The sequence below is a fragment of the Nodosilinea sp. LEGE 07088 genome (genome assembly GCF_015207395.1).
In the GTDB taxonomy this organism is placed as follows: Bacteria; Cyanobacteriota; Cyanobacteriia; order Phormidesmidales; family Phormidesmidaceae; genus Nodosilinea.
In genome coordinates this window covers 34648-51739 of record NZ_JADEWX010000027.1, presented here as the reverse complement: position 1 = coordinate 51739, position 17092 = coordinate 34648, and the positions used below count along the sequence as shown (strand labels likewise).

The 17092-nt window shown below is 58.5% G+C and carries 10 protein-coding genes; all 10 read right to left on the bottom strand.

The features are described 5' to 3' along the window. A partial coding sequence (locus IQ254_RS09250) for a strawberry notch C-terminal domain-containing protein (protein WP_193965882.1) occupies nucleotides 1–6856 on the bottom strand: 6856 nt, incomplete at its 3' end. 65 nt (nucleotides 6857–6921) lie between these two features. After that, nucleotides 6922–8484, bottom strand: a complete 1563-nt coding sequence (locus tag IQ254_RS09245; RefSeq protein WP_193965881.1) for a hypothetical protein — start codon at nucleotides 8482–8484, stop codon at nucleotides 6922–6924. Further along, complete coding sequence (locus IQ254_RS09240) at nucleotides 8481–8816, bottom strand: hypothetical protein (protein ID WP_193965880.1); 336 nt, start codon at nucleotides 8814–8816, stop codon at nucleotides 8481–8483. Before IQ254_RS09240 ends, IQ254_RS09245 begins: the two co-directional genes overlap by 4 nt. Continuing rightward, on the bottom strand, nucleotides 8813–10534 hold the full coding sequence (locus IQ254_RS09235; RefSeq protein ID WP_193965879.1) for a type IV secretory system conjugative DNA transfer family protein: 1722 nt from the start codon (nucleotides 10532–10534) through the stop codon (nucleotides 8813–8815). Before IQ254_RS09235 ends, IQ254_RS09240 begins: the two co-directional genes overlap by 4 nt. Then, entirely contained in the window at nucleotides 10531–11052 is a 522-nt protein-coding gene (locus IQ254_RS09230) for a hypothetical protein (protein ID WP_193965878.1), read from the bottom strand. The genes IQ254_RS09235 and IQ254_RS09230 overlap by 4 nt, the downstream gene beginning before the upstream one ends. Further along, nucleotides 11049–12899, bottom strand: a complete 1851-nt coding sequence (locus IQ254_RS09225; protein ID WP_193965877.1) for a hypothetical protein — start codon at nucleotides 12897–12899, stop codon at nucleotides 11049–11051. The genes IQ254_RS09230 and IQ254_RS09225 overlap by 4 nt, the downstream gene beginning before the upstream one ends. A 3-nt stretch (nucleotides 12900–12902) precedes the next feature. Then, nucleotides 12903–13619, bottom strand: a complete 717-nt coding sequence (locus IQ254_RS09220) for a hypothetical protein (protein ID WP_193965876.1) — start codon at nucleotides 13617–13619, stop codon at nucleotides 12903–12905. Between the two features lie 10 nt (nucleotides 13620–13629). Beyond that, entirely contained in the window at nucleotides 13630–15225 is a 1596-nt protein-coding gene (locus IQ254_RS09215; protein ID WP_193965875.1) for a TrbI/VirB10 family protein, read from the bottom strand. Further along, a complete protein-coding gene (locus tag IQ254_RS09210; protein ID WP_193965874.1) occupies nucleotides 15222–15968 on the bottom strand; it encodes a hypothetical protein in 747 nt (248 codons plus the stop codon). The genes IQ254_RS09215 and IQ254_RS09210 overlap by 4 nt, the downstream gene beginning before the upstream one ends. A gap of 3 nt (nucleotides 15969–15971) precedes the next feature. After that, nucleotides 15972–17090, bottom strand: a complete 1119-nt coding sequence (locus IQ254_RS09205; RefSeq protein WP_193965873.1) for a hypothetical protein — start codon at nucleotides 17088–17090, stop codon at nucleotides 15972–15974. Between the last annotated feature and the right edge of the window lie 2 nt (nucleotides 17091–17092).

The window sequence follows — 17092 nt, the reverse complement described above, 5'->3', positions numbered from 1 at the left end:
CACTCCGCAGCACCGTCTTCAGTGCCTCCCCCGGCACCCCACCCGAGCCATCCGTTGAGAGGTAAATCGACACCCCCTCTGGCCCTCGCTGCGCTCGATCCAGCACCGCTAGCGACATCGCATCAATCGGCGATTCCACCAGCAGCACCCGGTTCACTGGCCCCTGCCCCGTGCCAATCCAAAACCATCCCTGGTCTCTAGCTGAACCTGGCGCTAACCCGTGGAAATGGTTATCTTCTCCCCAAGTACCCCGCAGGCTCGCCCCCACAACCTCCCCCCGCTGCCACGATTGCGCTTGCAGACTGTGCCGCACAAACACTGCGTTTTGGTACTGATCGGCATAGACTAACCTCCGCTCATGGAGCCGATCCACCAGCACAGCTGGTAGCTTTCGCCCTTCCACCAAATACTCCCGCACTGCATCCCATCGCTGTGAGCAGTTTTCCGGTATCTCTAACGTCCGAGGATCCAGGTCTTTCACCTGAGCAGTGCTACTCACCCGTGCCGGTCGCTGAGAAAAGTCCCGGCCCGACAGCCATTCAACTGCCTCTTTGAACTCCATTTGCTGCACATGCATTACCAGGTCGATGGCACCCCGCCCCCCCGAATCTTCAAGCCAATCCATAAATAGAGGCCCGCTGATGCTGATGATGTGATCGCCATTGCGCCACTTGTGCTTATCGTGGCGATCGCACTCCAACCCCAGATGCGCCGCCACATCCTCTAAATCCGCTCCTCGCACCTCGTCAGCACCTTCTTGAAGCGTTGGCCCTTGAACAGGTTTTACGGACTTGGGTTGGGGCAGACGGGGGGATGGTGACTCCTGCGCGGATACTGTTGTCGCCTGCTCCTGCTGCCACCGCGGATCGGGGGTAGGTCGTAGCGCTTGGCCCATGGAGTGGCCCGTCCGAAAGGGTTCCACATCAAACAAGCTCTGCACCTGAAATTCAGGTTCCTTAACGCCTGGAGCGTTAACCACAGGTTCAGGTTCAGGCTCAGGCTGCGGTGGTTCTTCTAGAGCAAGGGCAGGCGGTTGATGGGGATAGACGGCGATCGCCCCCTCTAAGTCCGCAATTACCACCTCCCCCTGCTGGGCCAACTTGTCCAGATACTTGTGTAGACTTTCCACCGGAAACCCTGCCACCCGCACCCGCCCCAGTTCCTTCACCCCAGATTCCATGCTGGTGCCGATCATCTCCAGGTGTTCGATCAATGGCCGAGCACCCTCAAAAAACGCTTCATAGAACCGCTGATCCGGCGACTTCACCAGCACGATCGCATCAGGATACTGGTCTTTGACCTCCAGGTATTGGCGCATATCGCTGGGCATCCGCGATCGCCCATCCTCCGGTTCCGGCTCCACTGCGGGCTCTGCCTGGGCTTGAAGCTGAGCCTGGGCTGCTTCAGCAAACCCTTGCTGCACAATATTCTTGGAGAAAATTTGGGCAAAGGCGCGATCGGGCAGCCTCGACTCCCCACCCCGCAGACTTTGCACCGCCGTCTCCTTAAACTCGATCTGACCCTCGCCGCGCACCCGAAACACCATCTCCGAGTCGATGAACATATCGCCGTTCTGGGTCAGGTAGTGGGTCAGATACAACTCATTGCCCTGCCGCTCCACCACCAGCGGAATGAACGGCTCGTTCTCGATCCGCAGGTGAAACTCCTGGGAGTTCATCACCTCCTGCTCAATCCCCGCATTCCTCAAAAACCGCAGAATCCGCTTCTCTAGCTGGCCCATTGGGGGCAGATCGGGGACAACTGGTGACGCCAGATTTTCTGCTGGTTCTGGACTGGGTTGACTGGCGATCGCAGACACAACCGGCTGAGAAACAACCGGGGGCTTCACCTTCTGTATCTCCACCTTCTCCAGTGTTGGCAGCGACACTCCCATCAACTGTCGCGCCACCTCCTTAAACTCAAACGCCGCCAGGGTATAGTTCCGCTGGTGCATCACCACCCCCAGCACCCGCTCCAGTCGTTCTGGAGGAATGACGACTTCCATGCGATCGGCCACCGAATAAAAATCCGACCCCGCCGCCGCAATCAAGTCTTCATCGAGGTAATACCGCCCGCCCGACTCCTTCGACTTCGGCGCTTGCAGGATGAACCCGTCCCCCGCCTGCTGCGGCTTTAACAACAGCAACTCATCGAGAGTCTTCACCGCCCCCTGCCGATTCGTCAGCTCCGTCAAGAACCGAAACACCTGCTGCGGCTCTTTAAAGGCCACCGGCTCCTTCGTCAGCTCTGACTCAATATCGAAGCCCTTGGGCATAATCAGCCCCTGGCACACCTCTCCTCGGTAGTCGGTGTAATTCACCAGCTTGCCGTTGGAGTATTTCTCAAACGCCTTGATCAGGTTCCCCGTGAAGATCTGCCGGTTGACCCGCCCTGCTTCCTGCTGCATGTCGAACAGGGAATAGACACTATTGCCAAACCAGTCCTCCGTTTGCACCGTGGCATCGATCGCCCCCGACCGCCCGGTGTTGAACTTCGACAACGGCACCGTAATTTGTCGAGCGGAATCGGCGACGAGAATTCTCAGCTTCCAGCGGTTCGGTGCTGCCGGACTCCCGGATCGCTTCTTCGCATCCGCCCCCGCCACTACGCCATAGAGAATGGTCTTACTGGCAGGCGTCACCAACCGCAGCGGTGTGCCCGGTACGAACTGTTCCAGGACGCCAGAGACATGCATAAGCTGCTGCTCAATGCGGTCGTTCAGCTTTTCAATCGTTTTGCTGTCTTGCTTTTGGGCGATCGCCGCCTGCCGGTAGCGATTGGTCTCCGCTTCCAACTCGGTAATTGTCGCCGTCACCTGTTGCCTGGCCCGTACAGCCAAATCATCCGGGTCGTGGGCCTCCACCGCCCCCACCTCCGCCAACCCTACCGACTCCCGCACCACATTAATCGCCTGAAGCTGGGTCAGCGGCTTACTCTCACTCTTGGCCTCCACCAGCTCCAGATACACCGGCCCCGTAAACTCGCTGGCCGTCTCGCTGTCATCGGCCATCACCTCCATCCTTGCTAGGGGCCTGGCCTCCAAATCCAGCTGATCCGCCTCCAGAATGTTCTCCCCCATCGCCCGCGCCTGCTCCACCAGGTCGCGGTACTCCGACTCAATCAGGCTATAGACGGCTTCTTGTTCAGCAATGGGCAGTAGCGGAATCCGACCCGTCACCCTCTTAATCAGGGCGATATCGGAGGCATCGTTTTCGGCCTTGGCAGCAGGAAAATCTAGCTTGGCGTTGAGTTCGGGGTCATCCGCCAACAGCTCCGTCACCACTTGCTCGCCGTAGGGGTTCATGAAATCTACGACGGTGTTGAGCGAGATATCGGTCTCCCGTGCCGCCGTCGTGTTGGCATTGAGACTCGCCATCTTGCGACAGAGGATTGCCCCCGGTCGCTTTTCCGCTGGAAGATCTCCCATTAATAGCGTATAAGCAGGCAGCGCCACCTGCCCGGTACGATGCACCCGGCCTAGCATCTGCATGAACACGTTGATGTCCCGCTCCGCCTGGGCCACAATCATGTGTCGAGGCCGCTGGTCGGCAAACTTCTCCGAGGCGTGGAGCGAGATGCCGGTGGAGCCCGAGCAGTTGAGCAGAATGACATCGGCATCTCCGGCATTAAACCGGGCCACGGCATCGATCCTGCCCTTAGCGGTGGTTTCCTCCCCCAGTCGCACTTTGTAGGCCATAGTGCCATCGGCCCCATACTCGATGCCCGCCGTCCGCCCGGTGACTTCGGTAACCCGGTAGCCAGAGCGCTCCAACTGCTGCTCGATGTAGTCAATCGGACTAATGGGAATGCCGGTGAAATCACTCTCGCGAATACAATCCAGCGCTTCCTTGTAGGCCAGAACGGCATCGGCTCCGAGTTGGTCATCACTGAGGCGTAGCCGAGTGGAGTGGCCCCGGTAGTCTGTCACCACCACGTCTCTGGAGCGCTCCAGATACCGCTCCAGCAGATCCCCAAAGGAGAGGCTCATCGCATCCCCAGGGCTCAAATCTTGGGACTCCGCATAGGCCTCGATGAAGCTGCCCATGGTGTTGGCCACGGTAATCACGGGCTTTTCACCCCGATTCAGGGCCGCAATGGCCTCTTCTACCGTCGCATCCGCCTTCTGGGCCAGCAGCCCTTGCTCAATGCAGTTGTGCATTAACGAGGTGAAGTTGGTACTCCTGGCTCCCACCTCGCCAATCGCTCCATCCTCGCCCAAGGCTTTTGCCTCCGCCTTCGCCTCATTACCAATCGCCTTCACCGCCTTCTGCTTGGCCCGGTCAAAATCCTTAATGGCTCGCATCGCTGCCGAGAAGTCGTCCGCGACCTCCCGATCCACCGGCACCGTCTTGGCCTGAAAGGAAATGCCCTCATAGGAGCGCTCCCGCCTGAGCATTTGCCCCGAGGCGACAAACTTACTGGCAACAATCTGCTGAAGCGGCACCCCACCTCGCGTCAAGATGTTCTCCAGTGCCGTCATACTGCTGACGCCTAGCCTCAGGTCGGTGCGCCGGGCATAGAGATCCATCACATCAGCCCGCTTGGCATAGGTCGCTGAGGAATAAAACACCCCTGAGGACAGGTCAATCAACTCCCGCACAAAGTCGGCCCGGTTGGGTGGCCCGGCTTCTTTCCATCCGCCCTTGCTGCCCCCGGCCTGGTGGGCTTCGTCAAGGATCAAGATGGCGTTTGGAGCCATGCGTCTGAGGAACGTGCGCCGCAGGGGTTCCTTCTTCCCCACTCTCTGAAGCTGGCTGTAGGTCGTAAACACCGCGCTATAGCGTCCCAGGTTGCCCTGTTGAATCATCGCCTGCATTTCCGCCTGCTGCTTCGCCGCCCCTGCCGTCTTCAGCGCCGCGCCATTGGCCAATGGAATCTCGGTGCCGGTATCGGTAATGAAGGGCGAAAACCGCCGCATCCCAATATCCCCCACGTCGCGCATCATGTCGGCGTAGAGCGGTTTGTCCTTGGTGATGAACAGGGCAAACTTACCCTGCTGCTGGGCGTAGCGCATGATGCTGGCGCAGATGCGGCCCTTGCCAATGCCGGTCTGGTCGCCCGTGATGAACCCGGCCCCCTTCTCAATGTTGCTAATCGCCAGAGCTGAAGCATCGACCTGTTCAGCGCTGAAATAGGTGTGGAGTTCAGCCACAGAACCGTATCCCAGGCGGGTAGCCAGGTATGTATCAATGTCGCCGTGCTGCTGCTCAAAGCGCTCCAGCGCCTGCTGGGCCGCACTGGCCATATTGAAGGGAATCAAGGTCTGAGTCGAAAAGCCCTTGCTTTTGGGCACATAGGCCACCTGCCGGGGCTGGACATCATACGTGTCTGCCGACGGTGCCATAGCCTCGCCGGTTGAAACAGGAGTATTCATGATGAGTTCTGGGTGAAGGGCTACAGACTCAGTTCGTTCAGCCACGCCTCTAGCGTGGTCTCGTCGTGGAGGCTCAACCAGTCCAGGTAATCCGGATAGCTGGGGGTTACGGGCGTTACCGGAAAGATCCCCCCGTAATAGCCGAGTCGTTCCCGAAACCGCCAGTTGCTCCGAATCAAGGTCTCCGCCCACTGCTGCCGCCAATACTCCAGGGCGAAGTCCGGGTCGTCGTCCGGCTCCAGGATCGGAATCTCCTGAGCCCAGTCCAATTCGCTGAGGATGGTGGCCAGCAGTTGTTGCGTCTCGATCTGGGAGGTTTCTAAGACGGAATCCTGAATCATTATGTCCAGCCGAGTTTGCATCAGCTGCAGGTAAGTCGATTTGCTCAGCTGCTCTAGCGCTAGTGGCACCTTGACGATGAATAGTAGCCCCAGTCCCTCCAGTGTCCAAAGGTTGGGAAAGCTGGGGTACCGATGACTCATGAACGGGTATGTCCAGGGGGATACGGGCCGGGTGGATAGGTTCATGGGGAAGTAGCTCCTTTAATTCAGTAAACGACTTGTAGATAGCAGGCACTTCAGCGGCAGGCAGCGGACGTTCTGATTGCCCCCGCCCCTCAATCACAATCACGTCAATGGGAAAACCGGCTCCCTGCTTGCGGTATAGGTCACCCCAGATCGAGACATGCTGAGTGACCCGATAATTCGCATAAAGCAAATAGTAAAAGGCACGACTCTCACGGCTGTTGTAGCGCTCCGAGCGGAGTTCGTCTTCACGACCTTGCTTGCCTCCTAAAATTAGTACGGCTCGACCGTCATCCCTCATTACCGTCAGCGCTTTCAGGGCGATCACCTGATCGATCTGGGTTGTCCAGGTATCAGCGATGGGAAAGCGCCGGGTGTGGCGCTGCTCGTCTTTGACCACCCCAAAGGGCGGGTTGCAGATGACGACATCCACCTGGGTCTCAGGCTTGTAGATCAGGGCATCAGCCTGGGTAAGCTGGCGAAAGCCACGGGTTTGAAGTTCACCGTAGCGATCTGGATTTAGCTCATTGGCGATCACCCCGGCTGGATTGGCCCCAATCAGCAGCGCTCCATTCCCTGCCGTAGGCTCGTACACGGTGGTTTCAGCATTGATGCTCCCGAGCACAGAGGCCAGATAGGCGATCGGAATCGGTGTACTGTAGGCTTGTTGCAGCACCGAGGTGGATGACCGCACGCTTAAATTGGGCTGTCGCTGGAGCAACTCCACCAGCTGATCATAGGCGTCGTGAGTCGTGGCTGAGTTCTCCACCACTTGCCGCCCAGCCCGCACTACTGCGGCTTCAACGGACTCATCCACGGTTTTGGCCAAGGCAGTGCCCGGCTGGACAGACTCCCCAAGAACAGTCGCCGCAAACCGTCGAGCTTCAACAATGGAGCCAAAGCCCTGCCCCGACAAAAAGTAAGACGCATAGACCTCAGCCAGCTGAGGATGACCCATGGTGATGGTCTCCGGGAATAGACGATTGAGGTAGATGCCGGAGAATCCCTGATTGCGGTGGTGGTTCAGCCCAGCTCCATCTGGGCTTTGGGCTGACGCTGGGTTTGCTGCTGAACCAGCTGCATCCGCTGCTCCAATCGCTCAAAGTGCAGCAAATCCTGCTGGTTCAGTCGCGAGACGACGTTGCTATGGTGGCGTTCAAACACCACCCCGCGCCCCCACTTGTCGGTAATCCGCAGCAGGTCGTCGGTGCCCACTTCCAGCTTGAACTGGCCCCCTTCCTTGTTCCAGGTGTTGGCGTAGACGTGGCTTTGAAGGAAGCCCCGAACGGTATGTTCGACCCGGCGTGTGCGATCCGCATAGACGGCTTCCACGTCCAGCTTGCCCTGTGGCATAGCGGCCCGGTTGTGGCGCAGGCGGCTTAACTCCTGCCGTTGAAAGTCACTAAGCCGCTCGGCCACTGATACCACCTCGATGCTCTGGCCCAGCCCGGCAGACCTCGTCACCCGCACCTGCATCAGCTCTCCCCGCTGGTCGCGTAGGCTGTAGTCACCAGCCCCTTTGTGGCTAAGGTTGTAGTCGCCGATCTGGTAAAGGTTTTCTCCGGTACGCTCGTGTCCCCTCTGAAACAGCTCCACCACCGCCCGCGCCATCTGTTGATTGCGCCGGTTCTCCAGGTTTTGGCTGAGCCATTGGGTCACGCGAACATCCAGCGTTGATGATTGCCAGGGCTCTGTCGTCGCTTTCAACAGGGTCTTGGTTGGGTTATTCCCTAACCGCTCCACTTCCTGGTTCAGTACGGCGATCGCTGGTGGGGTTGAACCATTGCGGGATAGTTCTGGCGAAGCCACCTCTGCTGCTACCGCTGGAGAAAGCCGCGTCTCCAGTTCCAGAAATGCGGCCCGATCATTGTCCTGCAATTGATTGGACACTACCGCCCCATCGCGCACCACCAAAATTATCTGGTTGTCGCGACTAATGCTTAGGTGGTGACCACTCTGTTTGATTTGGTAGTCGCCTACGGCTACAGCATCGTAAATAGGTTTCGATTCGTTGAGCGGGTTGATCATCCGGGCTGCGATCTGAGCTACACCCTCTGGGTCAACCTGAGCCGCAACATCTGGGGTGACCGTCAAATCGGGCGATGGGGCTTCAGGGGTTTTCCCGTTGTGGCCATTTTGGCCATTCATGATTGGGCCGGGAGTAGCAGTCTGGGCTTGTTCGGTAGCCTCCCCAATCTGCATCTGAATTTGGTTAACGGTAATGACCCCATCGCGCTCCTCGCGAAATAGCACCGTGCCGCGATCTCGGATCTCAATCGCCGGGACTTTGCCTCGGTACGCAGCTGGATCAACGCCTGGGGTGACCGGCTGCTGAATGGCATCGAGAATCACCTTCAGGCTGTTGGGGTTCAGCTCTCGCCGAATCGTGCCATCGGCTAGTTGCCCATACACCACCCGCTGACCCAGCTGAATCCGCAATTCATCTTGCCCTGCTTGGGGCAGTGGTGGCGACTGCTGGAATGTCATCGCTAGCCGCTGACCCACCTGCGTCAAGGCCATCACCAGCTGCACTTCATCTTCTTGAATGGCCTGAGCCTCTTGAGGGCTAATCACAAAGGGATTCATGCGACCCTCCCCTGCACCAGCGCCAGACCGCCCAACCGATCAACCACCACCTCACCGCCGATTTGAAAAAAGGCCAGTTGGTCATCCAGGCGATATTCCACGCAGCCAGGCTGATAATCGGGCAGGCAGTCTCTGGAGAAGATCAACACTCCGCCGACTGATCGGAGATAGGGCACATCGTCAAACAAGACCTCTATCACCTGTGGTACGTAGCCTGGGGGCAAAGGCGGTAGGGCTTTAGCCTCAGCTAGAGCTGGGAGTTGTTCAGGATGCCGTTCCAGGAAAATAGCTGTTTTTGGAGATAAATCCCAGGTCGTTAAATCGTGCTTCATTGTCGATACGCCTCATCAAATTCTTCGTCGGTAATATCGGAATCGGCAAATGACCCTAAAAAGGCTTTCTCTTGATTGAGCGGTACTGGAAACAGTCGTTCAGCCATCTCCTTGCGTGACTGGTTCTCCGCATCCAGATCGCTCAGCGTCTGTTGCTTTTGGCAACGGGCAATGAGTTTTGGCTGCACCGTGCTGTGCCACAGCGCTTCACTGCGCTCCTGGATTTTCTGTTCCTGCTTAGACACCTTCACCCGCACCCGCAGCGGCACCGAGGCCTCGCCCCCACCCCGGTAAGCCGGATTGATAAACACACACTCCCCCTGATCCAGCTTGAGGATCTGATCCGCTGTCATCAGCGGCACCCGCTGGCACTGTTCAGAACGACTGTTGCTGCCGTAGCGGCCCTGGCTGCGGGAGCGAGTGTAGATGCGCACGTCTTTTTCACCTAGATAACCCGAGAACTCCTGGGCCGTCTCTCGGTCTTTGGGGTTGAAGAACACCTTGGTACCACAGGCGGCAAACAGCGCTCTGGAGAGATCGCGCCCATAGATGTGCTGGAGTTGGGCAAAGTTCTGGTAGCCCAGCAGCCCCACAAACCCGTAGGAGCGAAACTCGTTGATCCACTTGGGCAGATCCGGCAGGTAGAGCGTCGGCAACTCATCGAGGGCGATCACCAGCGGTTCAGATCGAGGTCGGGCAAAGTTGCGGGTGACGATCAGGTGGAGGATGGCAGCCAAGAGAGGGCTCACGGCATCGCGCTTCTGGATGTCCACCTGCAAGAACAGAATGCGTTTGCCCGTCATATCCAGCGGAATGGTGGTCTGGCCGCAGAAGCTGGAGACCAATTGCTTGCCGGTAAAGGTTTTGAAGGTGCGCTGGGCGGTGGCGACAATCCCGGCAATCTGCTTGTCAGCGTCCTCGGAAGCAATCAGCTGGCTAAAACTTTCCATCGTCCAGGGCGGAATCCATCCCGACTCCCCCGCCTGCCGGATGCGCCCTGGCAGGTTGGAAAGATTCAAAATCTTGTTTGCCATCAGCAGGTCTGGGTAGGGGGTGCGCTTGGCGAGCAGCATCACCGCCTCAACCAGATTGGTACCGGCACTATTGAAGAAGTCGTTATCCCGATAGCCGCCGTCCCGCTGGGTATTCTTTTGCAGCACCGCTGCGAGCTGTGAGGCCATCAGGGCATCGGTTTCATCTTCCAGAAAATCGAGCGGGTTGCAGATGCCGGTGTAGGGTTGGCCGGGAGCGAAGACATCGACTTGATAACCCTGGCTGGCAGCCCAGGCGGCATGGGCGGCAAGCTGACTGCCTTTGAAATCGTAGACCACGATGGAAAATCCCTGGGCGATCGCCGAGCGAATCGCCGGGTCAATGATGCTGTAGGTCTTCCCCGAGTCCGGGGCTCCGGCGACCACAATGCTCTGCTGGGCCTGAGGAATATCGAGATCCCCAGCTTTAAGCGGCACCTTGGCCGGATGCTTCTGCTGTTGCTGCTTGCGCCCCAGAGCCTTGGCCCGTCGCCGTTCTGCCTTCCCCGCAAAGCGCCCCGTCGCCAGCTTGTTCTTGTTGGTGCTGTTGCCAAACAGGCTCATCCCCACCCACAGCACCACCAGGCCGAGCAGCAAGATACCCATGCCGGAGTCCAGGAAGGGTTGGGCCGTGTCCCGCAGGATACTGAAATCCAGAGGGCGTTGGGGTTGAGAGGATGTCGTCATAATCTGGCCAAAGTATCGATTTGCTGAATCTCGTAGACTTCACCGTTGAAGCCCAGGGTGTATTGCTGAAAGCCTTCAGCGCCCAGCTGATTCACAACCAGCTGGGGTAGCCCGTTCTCAACCGCTGCCGTTGGCTCAATCAGGTCGCGACCTGGGGGTACATGGGGATTGAGATAGGTGGCCAGCACCCGCTGAAAGCCAGTGTCCTTAGGGGTGTAGCCAAAAAATGCACAACCAATCGCCCCACAGAGCGGCTGCGTCTCACTGTTTTTAACCCGAGAATCCACCAGGTACAGCGGCTGGCGTTGCCCTGCAACCTGTACCTTCCAAATTTGCATCTGCCCCGGATCGACCGGGAAAGTAGGGCTGAGGTTGTCCTGCATCAGTTGGCTCAGAAGTGGCAAAGGAGCCACCTCCTGGGCTAAGCGCCAGCTAGTTTGAGAGGGCCTTGGCCAAAGCCAAATAGCCAGAATCAGCACGACCACCAGGCTGAATAAAAGGGGCTTAAATCGTTTCATCCCTGGCCACCTCTCTGGGCGACACAGCCTTGAGTCTGGGCGTAGGCCTGTCTCAGCGAAGCCGTTTTGGAATTGAGAAAGACCTGGCCTTGAATGTCAGCCACCGTGCCCTCAACTGGCACTCCTGGCCCGCCGAAGTAGTACTGGCCAATGCGCTCAATCAGGGCAGCATCGGATAGCCCTTCCACCTGGGTCTGTTCAGCAATAGCCTGCAAGGATTCCTTCACTAGATGGGCTTGGGTGGCTGTTGGCAAGAATCGCTCTACCTCGTCGGCGCTAACCTCAGCTCCAGACTCAATCCGCTCAAGAAACTCTTGCCCTCCAGGCTGAGCCGCAATCATGACCTGCACTTCAGGCTGGTAGCTCATCAAGGGGTACTGTCCCAACCGGCGACCGCAGTGGCCCTGGGCATCACAGCCATAGGGGCCAATGGCCGTGGGATAACGGCTGAAAGTAGAAATAGCGGTTGAGAGTGACCCCAGGTCAAGCCCGTCCTCGCTAGGCTCACAGGGCTGTAAACTGCTCAGATCAGCGGCTTGTGGTTGCGCTCTTTGCGAAGCTGGATGCCCCAACCCGCCCGAAGAAGCCGATACTACGGGCAGATTCGAAGTCGCCTGGCCACCACTACCACCCTCCAACACTCCCACCAACATGAAGTCCGTTTCCCGGTAAGTCATGAATGGAACCGGGCCAATGAAGTAGGGCGTACAACCCAGATCCGGACTCAAGAAGCCCCCCCGCTGACACATACGGAAAAACAGCGCGGTGCTAACCGTGCCCGAGGATTCATCGATATCCCAAAGGGTCACCTTGAACGCATCGCCGAAAGGATGCCGTCCCGTGGGTTCCTGACCGCCATTGGCAAATGACAGAAACCCTTCGCCTCCCGGCACCTGCTGCACCTGCCCCGAAATCCACTGCTTGCCGTGCAGACCTGGAGTACCGGCAAACTCTACATGGGCGCATGATTCCTCGCAGGGGACTTGAAAGCCCGCCTGCTTGCTGCCTGAAATAGTTGACTGCCGTTGGGTTTCGGCCTGGCCGTAGACCATATCGATTTGACCAATCGCCCCGACCCCTGAAAGCGGATTGGGCATCTGATCTAGCGGCACCGAGGTCAGCCCTGGCACACCGCTGATGGTGCTGTTGCCCCAGTCCTGAAAGTTTTGCAATGAGATATCGGTTAGTCCAGGGATATCAGTCAGAGCAAACGCATTGATCTGCTCGCCCAGTTGACCCAGGCTCAGTTGGCCCAGATCTGGAAACTCCGCCAGCAGGTTGGCAAGGGTGAGATCATTCCCGTTGAGTCCCTGGAGACTCGATACCGGCAGTGCTTCAGAAATGAGGGTTTCCAGGGGTGGTACCTGCTCCAACCGTAGGTTGCCTAGCCCTGGAATCGCAGCAACTAAATCTTCAACCCGCTGCCAGCCCACCAGTTCTAAAGCCCCTAACGCCACCTGGTTCAGATCAATCTGAGCAAACTGAGACAGCGTCTGGAGATTGAACAATTGAGGATACAGACTGGTCTGAAAATCGCCCAGCTTCAACACTTCAGCCACTGATTGCCCGGTCTGCCAGATTCGAGATGGGTCGTAGCCCAGACTGCTGACCAGATCGCTGGGTATATCAACGGCCCCGCCAGAGAGCAGCGGCGGCAGGTTGGCAAAGGTCAACTGCGACCAGTCGGGTACCCGCGCATATTGCTCATCCCACTGCACGGGCACGGTCGGAATCCAGGGTTCTGTCGCGGCTTGCGGGGCGGAGTTGAACCAGATAAGACTTGCTACGATCAATTCCAAAGCCAGAATGCTTAGGCGTTTGATGCGTCGTCGAAATTGAATATTCATGGGTTATCTCCCTTGGGTGATTCCAGAACCAGATCGGCCCATCTGCGCCAGGCGCACTACTAGCGCTTCAGACACTCCGGCTTCCCGCGTGGCTTCAGTTAGGGGTGTTCCCTGCTTGAGCTGGTCGAGTAGGGCTTGAAGCCTCTCCCAGAGCGGATCGCCACTAGCTACCAGGTTTCGCTGTTGAGCTTCGAGTAGTCCCTGTTCCACCCACCGCACCCCAGTCGGACTTGAGATCTGTGTCGTCAAAATAGCGGTGGTATAGGGCGATTGAGTGTCGGGTTGAATCGCCAGAATCCTGTAAGCAGGTGCCCCAGACTTTGGGAAGGACAGTTGAAAGGTGTAAAGCTCTCGGTCGGTAACGATCGTCAGTGTCGTCATTTCTGTCGTGGGCAACCCTGGAAACGACAGAGGGTAAATCCGCCGTAGATGAATCACCGTGGCGGCGCATTCCCCCGGCGCAGAGACTGCCGCGCAGCGAGTATCGTCAAAATCCAGCGTCACCTGAGACGGATCATCCAGCCAGGCGCGGCGGACAACGGCTCCCACCGGGCGAAAGTTGAGCGTGACCCCGTGACCTGGATGAACTTCAACCGTGACTGGAGCATGATCGCCGCGAGCCGCCCGGTTGGAAATGGTACGGGTCGCCTGTGCCCAGGCTGGGTTAGAGATTCCTGCCAAGACCAGAGATAGGGTCAGTGTTTTCCAAGATTGCATCATCGGACTACCCTCAAATCGGCATCTGCATCGACTGATTCACGAACACTTGCACAGGCCGACCGGCCTCGATGTAGGCAATGCGGGGTTGCTGCTCTAACTCTTCAATGGCCCGCTGATTGCGCTCAGTAATCGTGTCGAGGATGGCGTCGGTACCTCCCTCCAATACCCCGGCCAATACATTTGGAGCCGGATTTTCGGTGGTCGCAACGGTCGTGCCGTTACCGGTTTCAACCCGAGTATTGGGGCGGGTGTAGAGTTCACTGGCCCGACGAATCGAACCCAGGGCAAACTGTCCGGCATCCATGGCGGCAATGCCGGGGCCAATGTCGTCATAGGCTTCGGCCTGGAGCGGTGTCCCGTCCTGGCCCCGAATCTGGATCACGCCTTGGGGTAAGACCAGTGCCCGAGACTGGCCCTGATCATGCCAAATCGCCTGGGTAGCGGAGAGCTGCACCAGGCCGTTGTCTGAAACGGCTTCTACCTGTACAACCAGTTCTCCACCCGCGGGAATCGCCACCTGCCCCTGGCTATCGACTAAGGGTTCTGAGAGCACGACCAGTAGATTGTTGCCGTCAGTGGCGCTATCGAGGATGACCGGTGTTGTCAGAGAACCGCTGGATTGAGTCCCTGCCACCAGAGATGCAGGTGTTGCCGGTGGCTGAAGAATGCGGGCTTCATCGGCGGTCAAAATGGCAGGGGATGAGGCGTCTGCTTCAGAGGCTGCTACGGGGAACCCATCAAGCTCATCTATCTCCTGTATTTCGGGAGGTTCAGAGGTTGAAAATTCTGGCGTTCCCTCTGCTGCTGTAGATTCTGGAATACTGACAGGAGCAGGTGCTGGAGGGAGGGTAGTGGCATAGGCAAATTGCGCTTGAGCCACGGTTTCAGGCATCGGGACAGATTCAGCCGTCTCTTCGGGCAACGGCAAACTCCCATAGCTGCCAACCTGAGCCAGCTGCTGCCAGCGTTCTGCCGGATCAATCGCAGGCACAGCCGCTGGAGTTGAGACCGCAGGAATCGCCGAAGGGCGAGAGACGAAAGCGGTAGTTGTCGCCGCTGGTTGCAGGCGGCGTGTCGGTGCTGGGTAGCTGACGGCTGGAGAAGCCGGTCTTGCTGAGATGGTAGGTGGGGGAGCCGATGCGACGGGTTGGGGGGTTGGCCTGGGTGGCGTTGCCACGGGCGCAGGGGGTGATGAAGGCGTCGTAGTCGGACGAGGCGGTGCGCCTGAGGCCGTTGTCTGCGCCACCGACTGATCTTCCAGGGCCATTTGAGCTTTCAGAGCGGCAATCTCCGCCCTGGCTTGCTCCAACTCGGCTTCTACCGTCTGAGGCTGGGCTTCCGTTGGATCGGCTTCTGGCGTAGTTGTCGCCGTGCCCGGCGCATCGCCCTGGCGACTGCCTACTATAAAAACTCCGGCTAGGGCAAAGACCGGCACCAGAGCCGACCCAATCAACACCAGCTTAGGCACCGGCAGCTTCCAGAAGGGACGCTCAGATTGCACGGGCTCTGAATTAAATGCTTCTTCAGCTACCAGTGGCTCCGCGAGATCCGGTGCGCCCATCATCTCGCGCAGGGTGTCCAGGTTGGGTTCTGGGAGGGAACTCATCGGCTGACATCCTCCGGTTGAATGGGTCGAATCGCTTCAATCTGCACCCCGCTTTCCAGCAATCGGTAGGCCACGGTCTGGTACTCCGAGGCGTCGGGAATCAGCGGCTTGCCAGTGGGCTCGACGGCTCGCACCGTAATGCGTCGGTTAAAGGTCAACGTTGTCCCAGCCGGGTTGCTGGCTTCAAACACTACGCGGGTGGCCACTAAATCCACCTGCCAGCGGCCCTCGCCAATCGCCTGGGGTGGGGAGATGTGCTGGGGAATCAAGACCGCTGACACCTGCCCGTCAAAGACGCCCTCAGGAATCACCTCAGTGGCCAGGGTTTGGAGGAAGGCATCGCGGAAGTCAGGGGCGAGCAGGAACGAGGCTTCCCAGGCCGCTTTAGACACCCGATCGCGCCCCGCAACCTGAACCCCCTCATCAACGGCTTTCTCGCCCTCACCTGGCAGTTTGCCCCAGGTAAAGGTCATTACCGCCCAGGTTGAGACCACTTGGCGGATCACCTCCGGTTCCCGGTGGCGGTAGTCTGCCGGTCGCACAGAGAAGGCGCGACCATCGACCTGCTGCACCAGAGTCGGCGGCTTCTGATTGGCCAGCCGCGACACTGAGACTGCGAGCCAGAGTAAGGACAACGCGAAGATCATTACCCCCACCGACAGCCCGGCAAAGGCCAAGGGCAAGATGTCGCTGGAATGGATACGAGGCCGTTTCACCTTACGACTGAGTTGAAGCAGTTCCATGACTTACCTCGGAATGGGAATTGCAGAGGTGCCGACCGCGATCAGTCGCGTCACCCCACCAGAAACACCGCGAAAGACCGCCATCCCGGCACCCCCAGCAATGGCTAGAGCCAGCACTGGAGCCAGGATGCTAATCAACAGCAGAAAACCAAAGTCGCTGGAGGTTTGAGCCTCGGCAGCGACGACTACCGTTGCCGCCAGACCGACGATGACGTTGTAGGAAAACTTGGCCATCCCCAGGCTGAAAAAGCCCACCAGCCAGGACCACAGCGGACGACCCTGGAGCGGCACGACGGAACCGGCGACCGCAATCGGGCCAATCAGCCCGGTCAGCAGCATCGCCATTTCCAGCAGATTGGCAAAGGCCCATTGCCAGCCCTTGAGGAACTGCTCCGCCAGGGCTTGACTGCTGGTTTGCAGCACAGTTCCCACCAGGATGTCCGCCAGGGGATTGCCCCCGATAGGCGCTTCGCCGGACTGGTAAACCTGCTCGACCTGCTGGCTAATCTGCTGCACTCGACCCCAGAGCCGTTGCAAGCCCGCACTCCAGAAGCCTCGGGAACGGTACTCCTGCTCCAGCCGTTGCTGGGCACGTTCTCCCGCTCGAACAAAACAGTCCACCTGAGCCTGACCCGTTTGGGCATCGCAGGCGGCGTACTCTTGCTGGATGACGGCTTTGGCCTGCTGAGACAGAATCACGTCGTTGAGGGCTTCGAGCATCGACACTTCGCCCACCTGCACCTGAAGCACCGTTTGGGTTTGGGCGTTGATCAGGTTGCGGATGCCGAGAGTCGCTGAACCGAGCAAAGCGCCGTTGTTAAAGAGCAGTACGGCAATGGTCAGCACCCAGAGCACATTGGGTAGTGCCGGGAAAATGCCTCGCTCGATGGCTTCTTTAACCCAGCCGACGGCAAAGAAGAGGAAGGCACCGACCAGAATGATGGAGGCAAACTGGTTGATGCCGAGATACAGCCCACTTGAGGAAGCGAAGATGTCTTGCCAGCGGGCATCCCAGGCCTGCTGCACAGCTTCTAGCTGCTGCACGCTGTCGTCAATGATGCCGACTCCGCCTGTGACCTGGGCCAGAGGGAGGATGCTTGATGGTAGGAGAGCGTTGAGCATTG